The following is a 12,321-nucleotide window of genomic DNA, read 5'->3' on the forward strand; positions in this document are numbered from 1 at the left end:
AATGTCATTACCTCGCGGAGCGCGTTATGGCATCTGCGGAAATATATGGCCAGGCGAGACAGGCAGGTTCGGCGCCCTCATTTACCGATGCGGAGAAGGCATTGGCAGAAGCCGTAACGCTTCTCGCCATCGAAATGAAACATTGCCCTTCAGCATCGCACCGTGCCGACGTCCCCTTGAACCCGAGCTATCCAGCCGCAACGTCTCAGCCGACAACGATCGACAGAAATCCATTCGGACACGCATCCTTGTAGCCTCCGTCCCGGGAGTGCGTCGGCAATATCTCTCGCAGTCTTCCATGCCGGCAAGGCTGGTCGCTCCGCCAGCGGAATTTGCATGCTTTGGCTTATCGCCGACAGCAGCAAACCGTTATTCGATGACGCGCGCCCTCAATTCCCTGGATGGCACGAGGCAGGTCTCGTATTTGCCGGAAAGGCGGTATCTGTGTCTGGCGATCAGATCATATGCGGCGTTGGCCAACCGCCGTGGCATCAGGTTCACCACCGCAAGCAGGCTCCAGGGAAAACCGAGACACCGCATGGCGGTGGCGAAGGCGTCCATCTTCGTGTGCAGGATGCCGTCAACGATTACCAAGTTGGTCGATAAATCCGTCGGATCGAGGCCGTAGTGCCGATAAAGCGCCTGTCCAAGCGGAGACTGCGCGGCCGTGAACAGGAAACGACCGGAAGGGTCGTGAGCGAAGACAAAGCGGATGAACGACGAACAGAAAATGCACTCATGGTCGAAAACGATAAGACCCTTGTCATGATCGTGAGGCGGCACGTCCGGGTCGTTCCTGAAACTGTATGAGGCAAGTTCGGTCATCAGCATTATCTCCGAAGTGGAGTGAACGTCGCGCCACCTTTCGCGTCAAGTGAAAGCTGCAGCGGGCGCTTCATTTCGGCAAGACCTGATACCTCCAGCCCTACGGCTGACTTTTTCCCGGCATTGTAGGCGACGCCGTCCGGAACGGCGCATCAAACCCGAAAACCTTTCCGACGAGATAATCCAAGGACAAACGTCCCGGCCCCCAGGCCATTAGGCCGAGCGCCATCGCCGCCCAAGTGATATGAACGGGCCATCCATCGGGAACGGTCAGTTCCACGATGGCGGTCATGGCGAGAAGACCGGTCGCGGCAAAACGCGTGGTAAGGCCGAGCACAAGGAGAGTTGAAAATACGACCTCTCCCGAACCTGATAGGAATGCCATCACCGCCGGTGCGGGATAGGGATATGGCCCGCCTGGAAGATGGAGCATGAACTCATCCGAAAAGAGCTCCACGGCCGTATCGCTCAACTGCAGAAATCCGTCCCATTTGAGGATGCCGGAACGCCAGAATGGCACGGCCAATCCGATACGCAGGACGAGTTGCACCAGGGATGGCTGCGCGATCGTCTGTATCAACCGGCTTGCTTTTTCGAGCAATCCGACGATCGGTGCGAACGGCTTGCCGGCAACCGAAGTGTCAAGTGTTTTCGACATCGGAATTCTCCACGTAAATCTCAGTAAAAGCGCCGGCTTCGATCATCTCGGCGATCATGCCGGCGAGATCGAAGGCAGGATTGACGTTCAGAGCTGCTGCCGCAGCCGATCCGAGGCTACCGCCGTCGGCGAGGCATATTAGGAACGAGGCCCCACCGGGCTGCAGCAGCCGAACCACGACGTCGAGTTCCGGCCGCGTGATCAGCGCGTCCTCGGGAACGACGCACTCGATGCGCTCCACCGGCTCGGAGCCTCGGTTGGCGACGAAGATCGTCACGGCCGGAAATTTGGAAGACAGAATTCTTGTCGCCGGATGGGCGCGAAATCGAAGCTCGGATAACTCGTGCGGCGCGACGGCCGACAAATCATCTGCCGAGATCACCGGGCAATCGGCGGCGTGATAGGCGTCCAGCCAGGCCCGCTCCAGCCGCGCGACATCGCCCAGCCACGGCATCGGCTGTGCGTATTCGTAGGCATCGATGAAAGCGGGAAAGTGGTGACCATATTCGAACAAAAGCGGTGATGTCGGCGGCGTCTCGCGAATGTGCAAGCGCGCCATCGCACGAAAGAAATCCGGTCCCGTTATGCGCTGGGTCGCCGGGAAAATCGCGGCCAGTGCCTCGATTAGGCTCACGGTGACGTTATTGCGGTAGACGTTATAGCGCTTGTCGGCAGCTTTCCCATGCGCGCCGACAAGGGAAGCCGGCGTTTGTTGTTCGGGGTTCAACAGCGACTTGGAAAACGTCGAAGCGAATAACGGGTCGCCGCGCCCGATGGACAGGACTTCAGCGGAACGCATGGGATTTGCCCAAGGTTTGAGATTGCCGATCGAGGATCGCTTGCGCTGCGACGGCCTCGGCGCGCAAGACCGGCCAATCGGGGATTTTGCTGTCCCATTCGACCAGCGACGGAACAGCGCCGCATCGCTCGATGACGATCTCATAAAGACGCCAGACCGCGTCAGCGACAGGCCCGTCGTGACTATCGATCAACAGTAGCTCGCCTTCATCATCCATCTGCTCCGCATGGCCTGCGAGATGGATCTCACCGACTTTCGACAAGGGGAAATCGGCAAGATAATCCAGCGCCGAATAGCCGTGGTTCGTCGCCGAAACAAAGACGTTGTTGACGTCGAGCAAAAGACCGCAGCCTGTCCGCCCTGCAATCTCACCGATAAAATCCGTTTCGCTCATGGAGGATTCGGCGAAAAGCACGTAGGTCGATGGATTTTCCAGCAAAATGGGACGTCCGATCGCCGTCTGCATTTCGTCGATGTGATCGCAGACATGCGTGAGCGTAGCGCTCGTATATGGCAGGGGCAGCAGATCATTCAGATAGGTATTCTCGTGGGTCGACCATGCCAGGTGCTCGGACACGAGGGCTGGCTCATATCTGATCACCAGCTCGCGAAAACGCCGGAGATGGTCCTTGTTCAGGGGTTGTGGCCCACCGAGGGACATGCAGACGCCATGGAGCGAGATCGGGTGGTCTCGACGCACAAGCTCAAGGGCGTGATGGGGCGGGCCGCCAGCGCCCATATAGTTCTCGGCATGGATTTCGAAAAACCCTTGCCGTCCTGTTTCCGCGAGTATGGCAGGCAGATGTTCCGGCTTGAAGCTCGTGCCTGCCAAGCCATGAACAAAATAGGAGGGAAAGCGGAGCTCGGCACCCGCTTCGACGACAGGAGCGACGGTTCGATAGTGGGCGTTCATCATGTCTTCTCCGCTTTCCGATAGCCGGTTCGATCAGAGGTCGCGCTTGAGGGGCATTAGCGAACCGTGGCGGCCGCCGGGAATGTCGAGCGAGGCGCAGGTGCCACCCTGAACAAACTTCCAGGAATTGCCCTGGAAATCGACGGTCGACGTACCCTGGCAAGTGGTTCCCGGGCCGGCGGCGCAATCGTTTTGGCCCTTCAGCGCAACACCGTAGCACTTCTCCTTGTGAGCCGCGATGGCAGCACTGGCTTCAGCCTTCGTCAGCGGTGCGGCGGCGGCCATGGACGCAAGCGCCGTCGTAACCGCGCCGGCGAGCAGGACAGAACTCACAGTAGCTTTCAGCATGAACTATCTCCATTTGGGTTCGTTAACGCCCCTGTCTTGGGGGCACATCAGGTACTCGTTCGCAGGAGGAGATTCGTTACAGCCGAGATTGTCACGAAGGCGTGATCGCCGGCACGTCGGCCAATCGGGTGGCACGGCGGGCGATCGAGGGATGCTGTTCGGGAAAATTGCCGCGCAATATATTGGCGACCGCGCGCCATGGCGGAGCAGAGGACGGCATAGGGCCGCATTGCCTACAACGGCATAGATGTCACGAACCGCCGGGCGCGAAACCCGGCGGTTAGGATGTCTCTCTTACAAGCCTACATTCACCCCCTGGCCCATCCCGTGGGCACGCGGCGAATACGTTCCTTGAAGCGTTTATCTAGCCGGGCGCAATTGCAGCCTCGACACACCGGCAGCAACGTTAAGTCCCGTACCAGCTTCGCCACTCAGCGGCTGCAGACCGAAATTCTTCGAAGAGCCGCCAACGAGCGCGTTTGCTCCCAAACCGACGCCCACTGCGGCGCCGGCGGATGCGCCGACATAGCTGCCGGCCAAAGCGCCTTCGCCGGCGCGAGTCGGATGGATGCTGTAGACGACCCAGCTCAGATAGGACTTGCCTGTCACGCCGATGTCGACACCGAGCTTGCCGATGGAACCGACATAGTGCTCTGACGGACCTGAACTTCGCTTGAACCTGCAATCGACGGATTTATTGGAGCCGATAATCATACCGACGCCTCCCGCAACTTGGCAGGAAAGTGTGCCGAGGCGTTCCTTAGGGCCTGCCTCGACCTGTTCCTTGTGGGTGTGTTTTTGCGACCGATGCACCGTCGCTGCGTCGGCAGTAGGAACGGCGAGCCCGAGCGAGACTGCGGTGACAATAAGAGCAAGCTTTTTCATAAGGTTTCCTCCTAGATCATTCGCACCTCCCTCAACGCACCGGACGGAAGTTCGTTCGCAAGATTCATTCCCGATGCGTGATCTTTCGCCACAAACCAGACGGAGGACATCCCGCCATCGGCGTCATATCAAGCCATACTGCTTCGCCTTATTGCGCAGGAATGGCAGGCCGTTGCCCATAACTTCCTCCTCATCCTTGGCGACGGGGCGCCAGACCGACAGCCCGTAGGCCAACTCCGGCGGCATGTTGATGAAGCTTTCCATCGCAAGCCCGCCCTTGAAGCCGATAGCGGCGAGCGTCGCGTAGATCTCATCCCAATCGCAGGTGCCATAGCCGGGCGTGCCTCGGTCGCTTTCCGACAGGTGTATGTATTTCAGGTGATCGCGCGCCGCCAGGATGCCGTTGCCGACGCCCTTTTCCTCGATGTTCATGTGGTAGGTATCGAGATGCACGAACACGTTGTCGGCGCCGACCCGCTCGATCATCTCGACCGCCTGGCGGCCGGTATTGATGAGATGGTTCTCGTAGCGGTTGACCGCCTCGACGCCGAGTTCGATGCCGCGACCCTTGGCATGTTTGGCTGCGGCCGTCAAAACCCGGGCGATGTTGTCATACTCCCTTTGCGTCGGGGGTACGCCCGTGCGCTCACCGATGCCGCCATAGATCACGCCGGACAGGGCCTCACCGCCAAGATCAGCCGTCTTGTCGATCGCGATGGCAAGATGGTCGATTGCCGCTTCGGGGCGAACGGACGCCCAGGCGCGTTCGGGAAGACCGAGCGAACAAACGGCCCGAAGCTTATGTTTTTCCAGCAACGCCTTGGTATGGGCCGTATCGACTGCGGGCGGATTGAGCATCGGAATTTCGATGAAATCCACCTTGTATTTGACGGCGGCGGCGACGGCCCGCTCGGCCCCTGCCCGGTCCCAGTTCATCGTCCACATGCTGGTATGAACACCGAAGCCTTCCATAGCTTTCATCCTTTTCTGTTGTTGAGAAATTTGTAGTGGGAGGCAACCCAGCGCAGGAACATCACGCCGACGAGAAGCAGGCCCCAGACAGCGGTCGCCAGATGCTGGTTGGCTCCCATCAGGTTCAGCCCCGAGGACAGAAGCTGCAGAACGACCAGTGCCACGAAGACGGGGATCACACGGCCGAAGCCGCCGAACGGATTGACGCCACCCAGGAAGCAGGCGAGCACCGTGATCAGCAGATAGGATTCGCCGTGGCCGACGCGGACGGAATTGAAACGCGCCAGCATGATGATGCCGGCCACCGCGCACATGGCGCCGGAGAGCGTGTAAACGAGGACGACGACCTTGCGCGTGTTGACGCCGGAATAGCGCGCAGCCTCGATATTGGAGCCGATCATATAGGTATTGAAGCCAAGCTTCATGCGCGTCAGCAGCAGGTGCCAGACGAGAACGCAGACGATGAAGATGATCAGGGGCACGGGGATGCCGAGCACCGACCCATGCCCCAACGGCCGGATGAAATCCGGAAAGCCGGATACGTCACCGCCCCGGGTGAGAAATTCGCCAAGGCCGCGCAGGAAGATCATCATCGAAAGCGACACGAGAATGGGATGGGCGCGCGTATAGGCGATGACGCAACCCATTATCACGCCGCTCGCCGCGCCGGCTGCGAGCGCCAGCACACATCCGAGGGCGAATGCCAAAGGTCCGGCATCCACCCCGCCATTTGCCTGCAGCACCCAGGCAACCGTCAATCCGGCGATATTCGCCGTGAACGTTATGGCCAGGTTGAGCCCACCCGTCAGAATAGGCAGCAGCATCGCCAGCGTCAGGAGGCCAAGCTCGGGCAGTTGGAAAGCAACCGAACCGAAGGTCGCCTGGCTCAGAAATTGCGGCGAAGCGAGCCCGAAAAAAATCATCACGGCAATGAAGGCGAAGAAGGGGCCAGCCATTTCCGGGCCCAGGCGTTTCTGGAAACTTTCGACGAGAACGGTCATCGTGTCTGCCCCTCTCTGCGCAGGAGCGGCACAAGCTTGTCGATCCGCGTATTCGATAGCGTGATGGCGACCAGAATGATGGCGCCGATGATCATCTTGAACGCAAAAGGCGAGACGCCCATCAGATTGAGGCCGTTCTGCGTGATGGAGATCAGTAGCACGCCGAGAACGCAGCCGAGCACCGATCCCTTGCCGCCGCCGAGACGCGCACCGCCGAGAACTACTGCGGCGAGCACGTCGAGCTCACGACCGTAGAGCGCATTCGGGACCACTTCCTGCGCATAATGCGCCTGCACCAGCCCGCCGATGCCGGCCATCAATCCCAGCCAGCCGAAAGCGATGAATTGCATCGCGCCGATAATGATGCCGAAACGGCGCGCCCCTTCGGGATTGTCGCCAAAGGCATAGAGCTGACGGCCGATGGTGGTGCGGGTGATCAGCGCCCAGGTGGCGACGACACAGATCACCATGACCAGGACAGGAAGCGTGATCTCGATCCAGGTGCCGTCGGGCATCTCATGCTCGAACAGGACGACCTTGTCCGTGAGCCAGTCGGGCAAGTCGTAGATCGACACGCCCTTAGTGAAGAACATGAGAAGCCCGAAATAGATGTTGAAGGTGGAGATGGTCGCGACGATCGAAATGATCCGGAAGCGATGGATCAGGAAAGCGTTGATCGCTCCGAGCAGGATGCCGATCGATCCGGCGATGATGAGGCCCGAAACCCAGCCTCCCCCGCCGATCCAACCAAGCGCGATCGCCGTCACATATTGCACGACGGACGCACCGACGGCGAAGGAGATATCGATGCCGCCGGCGATCAGAACAACCAGCAGGCCGACGGCGAAGATGATGTTGACGGCGCTGATATTCAGGAGATCGAAGGCATTGCCGAGGGAGAAGAAATTATCCGTGGCGAAAGACAGGAAGGCGCAGATGACGATCATCACTGCCAGCAGGGAAATTTCCGTCGCATGGGTGCTGATGAAATTACGCATAGACGGCAGCCTCAATATCGTGAAGGGAACATTGCCGTGGATCGAACGCTCCGATGATCCTGCCCTGCGCCATGTGCAGCACGCGGTCCGCATTGAAATAGACCTCAGGCACCTCATCGGAAATCAGGATGATCGCCAGCCCGGTTTCCGCGAGCTTGGCGACGATATCGAAGATGCCGGCCCGCGCGCCGACGTCGACGCCAACGGTTGGCGCATCGAGGATCAAAAGCTTCGGGTCGGTCGCCAGCCATTTGGCGATGGCGACGCGCTGCTGATTGCCGCCTGACAATGTCGAAATCGCATCCTCCGGCAACCCGATCTTGATACCGAGTTGGCGGATCCAGCGGGCGACAAGGCTTTCCTTCCTATCCTCGGAGAGGAAGCCGCCGGAGAAGATCTTGCGCAGCGACGAGATCACGAGATTGTCGGCGATCGATTGCGGTTGGATGAGGCCGAGCGACAGGCGGTCCTCGGAAAGATAGGCGATGCCCGCCTGGATCGCATCGCGATTGGAAGAGAAGCGCACTGCCCTGCCATCAAGCGCGATCGTACCGGAATCCGGTCTCGTCATGCCGAAGAGAGCAAGGGCAAGTTCCGTCCGTCCGGCGCCGAGTAGCCCGGTAATGCCGAGCGTTTCGCCACGCCGCACCGTCAGCGAAATATCCTCGAACTGACCGCGCCGGCTGAGCGACCTGACATCGAGGACAACGGGCTGCTGATCCTTCGGCGTCGCCCGAACATGGGTGTCGAAGGTCTTTCCCGTCATCAGTTCGGTGATGCGGGATTGCGTCATGCCCTCGGTCGGATAAACGCCGACAAGTGCACCGTCCCTAAGCACCGTCAACCTGCTCGATATGTCGAGCACTTCCGCAAGCCGGTGACTGACGAAGACGACAGCGACGCCGGAGGCAGAGAGATTGCGGACGATCTCGAGAAGGTGGTTGGTTTCGGATTGGGTAAGCGAGGCGGTCGGCTCGTCCATGAAGACGATCTTCGCTTCGCCGACCAAGGCGCGGGCAATGGCCACGATCTGCCGTTGGGCGATAGCGAATTCCTTGAGCGGCAGATCGACATCGAGCGCAACGCCCAGCCGTTTCAGCGCGTTCATCGCAAGCTGCCGTATCTGCGCGTAATTGACGAGGCGGGGCCAGCGGCCGAGCACCGTCTGAAACGCGATGTTTTCGGCTACGCTCATCTCTGGAAACAGCGCGAGATCCTGCCAGATGACCTGGATTCCCTTCGCCTGCGCGGTCACGGGCGACATATGGGAATAGGTCTGGCCGTCATATTCGATGATGGCGCCGGGCGCCGGACGATAGACACCGGTGATGATCTTGATCAGCGTGCTTTTGCCCGAGCCGTTCTCGCCGGCAAGGCAGTGAACCTCGCCCGGATGGACCTCGAAGGCCACGTTCTTCAAGGCTTTGACGCCACCGAACGTTATGTTGATGTCGCGAAGAGATAGCAGCGCTCCGCCGCTCGCATTCGCGCTTTCGATCTCAGACATGCGGATCCGCCCGTCATACCTTGGATGGGTGAGGACATGCCGGGCCAGCCGAAGCCGGCCCAGCCTGCCGGGAGAACCGGTCTTGTTTCAGAGGCCCATTGCCGCGAGATCGGCAACCGTCTTCTTGTTGATCGGAACGAGCTGGTCCACGATGATATTGTGCTTTTCGAAGTCCGGATGGATTGTGCCCAAGCCTTCGATCTGCTCGCCGTCCTTGATCTGCCCACCCTTCATCAGCTTCTGCGAAAGTGTCACGAACACCTCTCCCGCCTGCTTAGGGTTCCACATGAAGCCGCCGGAAATCGCATCCGATTTCAGGAGTTTCTGTCCTTGTCCGGGGGAGAAGGGGCCAAGCACGAAGATCTTGCCGACCTTGCGACGCTCTTCGATCGCGCGGCCTGCGCCGATCGGACCCTGGCTGCCGAAGGCGAGGAAGCCCTTGAGATCCGGATGTGCGGAAATGAGATCGAGCGCCGTGCTGCGGCTCTTGTCGACGTCTTCTGCCACGCCGTAACGATCGCCGACGAGCTTCATATCCGGATAATTCTTCTTGAGATAGGCAATCGCCGCATCGGCCCAGGCATTGTGCAACGGCACCGTCAGCGAACCGACGAAGACTGCATACTCGCCCTTGCCGCCCATTTTCTCGGCGAGAAGCTTGGCGTGCGCTTCACCGAAGCCGGTCGAGGAGGCAAGCTCGAAGTCCCAGTCCGCACCCTTCTGGCCCGGCGATTCATGCGTAATGACGATGATACCCTTTTCCTTCGCCTTGCTGAGAACGGGCTCGAGAACCTTGGCATCGTTGGGAACGACGCCGATGACCTTGACGCCCTGAGCGATCAGATCCTCAATGGCGCGTACTTGAAGCGCCGGATCGGCGCTTGTCGGACCGATCATCGAGGCATCGACGCCGAGTTTCTTTCCCTGCTCCTTGATGCCGGCTTCCATGGCATTGAACCATGGGATGCCGCCGATCTTCACGACGATGCCGACCTTGCCGGTGTCCTGGGCAAAGGCCATTGTGGCGGTCGCAAGCGACAGCGACGCTGCGAGCGCAGCCACGATAAATCTCTTCATGATCTTCTCCTCCACAGTTCCCCTCGGGGAACAAACAGGCGCGCCTAGACCGACGGCCTTCCTCCCGGCGTGGGTGGCGAATAAGTGCCCCGCCTCCCTTTGGCAGCCGCTTCCTCAAACGGCACCATTGCTGTGCACAATCGATCTTTCTTTTTTGCACAATCGATGGTGCAATGAATATCGATGAGATCTATCCTTTCGTCAAGAGGACTCGGACGCTAAGAGAAACCGAGGAGACGCTGATGAAGAAAGACAGTCGAAAGAAGGCCACGATCTATGACCTATCTGTGCTCTCCGGAATTTCTCCCTCGACCGTCAGCGCGGTCCTGAACGGCACATGGCGCAAGCGCCGCATCAAGGAAAGCACGGCCGACCTCATTCGCGATCTCGCGGAAAAGCACCAGTATACCACCAACCGGCAGGCCCAGGGGCTGCGCAGATCCCGCTCGGGATTGGTGGGGCTGATGCTGCCCGTTTATGACAATCGCTACTTCTCCTCGATGGCTCAGACTTTCGAAGCCCATGTGCGGCAACGTGGCCAATGTCCGATCGTGGTCAGCTCCAGCCGCGACCCCCAGGAAGAGCGCGAGACCGCCGAGAACCTGATCTCCTATTCCATTGACGAGCTGTTCATATGCGGCGCGACGGACCCGGACGGCGTGCACGAAGTCTGCGAAGCCGCAGGGCTGAAACACATCAACATCGACCTTCCAGGCACGAAGGTCCATTCGGTCATCAGCGACAATTACGAAGGCGGCCGCATCCTGACGGAAGCGATCATCCATCACTTTGCCCCCGACGATCCCTTAAGCCCCGATGAACTCTTCCTGTTCGGCGGGCGAAACGATCACGCCAGCCGCGAACGCATCCGCGGCTTCCGGGAAGTCAAACGCGCGCTTCTTGGAGCCGATCCCGAAGTGTCGATTCAACCGACCGGCTATTCCCCCAACACGGCCCGAATTGCCTTCGAGACGTTTTTCGAGAAGGCTGGCCGTCTGCCGCGCGCACTCTTCATCAACTCGTCGATCAACTTCGAAGGGCTGCTGCGCTTCATGTCGGCCCATCCGCACGAAACCTTCGCGGATCTGGTCGTCGGCTGCTACGACTATGATCCGTTCGGATCCTTCCTCCCCTTCCCGGTTATCATGATGCGCCAGGATGTGGAGGGCATGATTACCAAGGCGTTCGAACTGATCGAGGAAACGCGGACACCACCGAAAATCCATCTTATCCGCCCGGACCTCGTGCCGCCGCGAACGGCCCTGACCGGGCCGTTGGATGGGCTCAAGGACATCGTTTAAGCTGCCGTTAGCCGATACCCACAGCTCAAAACCTCGGCGGAACGAAGTTAGAACTTAACCGTTGGGTTTCATCAGCAGCCGCGGAGGAAAAGGCAATGGGTATCGAGCAAGCACCTACAGAAAAAGGTAGGCAAGCCGCGCGTGGATTGAGGAAGAGCGCAGCGAAGGAAGAGAAGAAAGTGGAAGCCAAAAAAGGTTCGAGCCTTGCAAAAGGTCCCGAGCGCTTCGAGGAACGTTCGAAAAGCTCCGATGGCAAAAGCGCCGGAACAAAGCAACGGCTTTAACTGCCATTCGGCCTGCGATTGTTTGATCCAGGTTTTTCATGCGCCTGATTGTCAAACCGGAAGGCATGGGCGAAAACTAGCCGCATGACGATCGCAAACGGCAAGTTTCTTCTTCAAGGCCCGGAAGATGCTGGAATCACCATTCTCCTCGCGCATGGCGCGGGTGCGCCGATGGATTCCGCTTCGATGAACGCTGCCGCTGGCGCCCTCGCCGAACGCAATATTCGTGTTGCTCGTTTTGAATTCGCCTACATGGCCGGCCGGCGCAGTTCCGGCTTACGAAAACCGCCGCCCCGGGCGGAAACGCTGAAGGACGAATATCTGGCCGCGATCACGGAGCTCGGCGCCGCCGGTCCACTCATTATCGGAGGCAAATCAATGGGCGGCCGCGTAGCAAGCATGATCGCGGACGAACTCTACGCGGCCGGCAAGATCGCCGGTCTGCTCTGCCTGGGTTACCCCTTTCATCCGCCGGGAAAACCCGAAAATCTGCGCACGGCCCACCTTGCCGAATTGAAGACTCCGACCTTGATCTGCCAGGGCACGCGCGATGAATTCGGCACTCGTGAGGAAGTGGCCCGTTATGTGTTGTCGGATGCCATTGAAATAGTCTGGCTCGAAGATGGCGATCATGATCTGAAACCGCGGAAGGCAGTTTCGGGCTTCACCGCCGCCGACCACCTGAGGACGGTGGCCGAGACGGTGCGGGCGTGGGGTGCCGGCCTTGGCAATCGAAAAGCACCCGACTGAGCG

The 12,321-nt window shown here is 59.5% G+C and carries 15 protein-coding genes; 3 read left to right on the plus strand and 12 right to left on the minus strand.

Annotated elements, in window-relative coordinates; genetic code table 11:
• Nucleotides 1-369: 369 nt before the first annotated feature.
• The 12 genes from QA648_RS26275 to QA648_RS26330 form a co-directional block, all read right to left on the minus strand.
• Complete coding sequence (locus QA648_RS26275; RefSeq protein WP_283051592.1) at nt 370-825, minus strand: DCC1-like thiol-disulfide oxidoreductase family protein; 456 nt, start codon at nt 823-825, stop codon at nt 370-372.
• Nucleotides 826-925: 100 nt separating this feature from the next.
• The gene (locus tag QA648_RS26280; RefSeq protein ID WP_283051594.1) at nt 926-1,483 is read right to left on the minus strand and encodes a DoxX family protein; all 558 of its coding nucleotides are present in this window, start codon (nt 1,481-1,483) and stop codon (nt 926-928) included.
• The gene (locus QA648_RS26285) at nt 1,467-2,282 is read right to left on the minus strand and encodes a DNA-binding domain-containing protein (protein WP_283051595.1); all 816 of its coding nucleotides are present in this window, start codon (nt 2,280-2,282) and stop codon (nt 1,467-1,469) included. The genes QA648_RS26280 and QA648_RS26285 overlap by 17 nt, the downstream gene beginning before the upstream one ends.
• Nucleotides 2,269-3,195 (minus strand): DUF692 domain-containing protein, encoded by a 927-nt coding sequence (locus tag QA648_RS26290; protein WP_283054274.1) that lies wholly within the window; start codon nt 3,193-3,195, stop codon nt 2,269-2,271. The genes QA648_RS26285 and QA648_RS26290 overlap by 14 nt, the downstream gene beginning before the upstream one ends.
• 33 nt (nt 3,196-3,228) lie before the next feature.
• Complete coding sequence (locus QA648_RS26295) at nt 3,229-3,543, minus strand: DUF2282 domain-containing protein (protein WP_104826442.1); 315 nt, start codon at nt 3,541-3,543, stop codon at nt 3,229-3,231.
• A 91-nt stretch (nt 3,544-3,634) separates the two neighbouring features.
• Entirely contained in the window at nt 3,635-3,763 is a 129-nt protein-coding gene (locus QA648_RS26300; RefSeq protein WP_281060739.1) for a hypothetical protein, read from the minus strand.
• Between the two features lie 140 nt (nt 3,764-3,903).
• Nucleotides 3,904-4,428: a DUF992 domain-containing protein gene (locus QA648_RS26305; protein WP_283051599.1), complete on the minus strand. Its 525-nt coding sequence runs from the start codon at nt 4,426-4,428 to the stop codon at nt 3,904-3,906.
• Between the two features lie 123 nt (nt 4,429-4,551).
• The gene (locus QA648_RS26310; RefSeq protein ID WP_260304881.1) at nt 4,552-5,400 is read right to left on the minus strand and encodes a sugar phosphate isomerase/epimerase; all 849 of its coding nucleotides are present in this window, start codon (nt 5,398-5,400) and stop codon (nt 4,552-4,554) included.
• A 5-nt stretch (nt 5,401-5,405) separates the two neighbouring features.
• Nucleotides 5,406-6,401, minus strand: coding sequence for an ABC transporter permease (locus QA648_RS26315; RefSeq protein WP_283051601.1), 996 nt, complete (start codon nt 6,399-6,401; stop codon nt 5,406-5,408).
• A complete protein-coding gene (locus tag QA648_RS26320; RefSeq protein WP_283051604.1) occupies nt 6,398-7,399 on the minus strand; it encodes an ABC transporter permease in 1,002 nt (333 codons plus the stop codon). The genes QA648_RS26315 and QA648_RS26320 overlap by 4 nt, the downstream gene beginning before the upstream one ends.
• Nucleotides 7,392-8,906, minus strand: coding sequence for a sugar ABC transporter ATP-binding protein (locus QA648_RS26325; RefSeq protein ID WP_283051605.1), 1,515 nt, complete (start codon nt 8,904-8,906; stop codon nt 7,392-7,394). Before QA648_RS26325 ends, QA648_RS26320 begins: the two co-directional genes overlap by 8 nt.
• Nucleotides 8,907-8,993: 87 nt before the next feature.
• Nucleotides 8,994-9,983, minus strand: coding sequence for an autoinducer 2 ABC transporter substrate-binding protein (locus QA648_RS26330; RefSeq protein WP_283051606.1), 990 nt, complete (start codon nt 9,981-9,983; stop codon nt 8,994-8,996).
• A gap of 242 nt (nt 9,984-10,225) precedes the next feature.
• Between QA648_RS26330 and QA648_RS26335 the strand changes: the two genes are divergently transcribed.
• From QA648_RS26335 to QA648_RS26345, 3 genes are all read left to right on the plus strand, one after another.
• A complete protein-coding gene (locus tag QA648_RS26335; RefSeq protein ID WP_283051607.1) occupies nt 10,226-11,284 on the plus strand; it encodes a LacI family DNA-binding transcriptional regulator in 1,059 nt (352 codons plus the stop codon).
• Nucleotides 11,285-11,379: 95 nt separating this feature from the next.
• On the plus strand, nt 11,380-11,568 hold the full coding sequence (locus tag QA648_RS26340) for a hypothetical protein (protein WP_260304876.1): 189 nt from the start codon (nt 11,380-11,382) through the stop codon (nt 11,566-11,568).
• 84 nt (nt 11,569-11,652) lie between these two features.
• On the plus strand, nt 11,653-12,318 hold the full coding sequence (locus QA648_RS26345; RefSeq protein ID WP_283051610.1) for an alpha/beta fold hydrolase: 666 nt from the start codon (nt 11,653-11,655) through the stop codon (nt 12,316-12,318).
• Nucleotides 12,319-12,321: the final 3 nt, after the last annotated feature.

Source organism: Rhizobium sp. CB3171, assembly GCF_029714265.1.
In the GTDB taxonomy this organism is placed as follows: Bacteria; Pseudomonadota; Alphaproteobacteria; order Rhizobiales; family Rhizobiaceae; genus Rhizobium.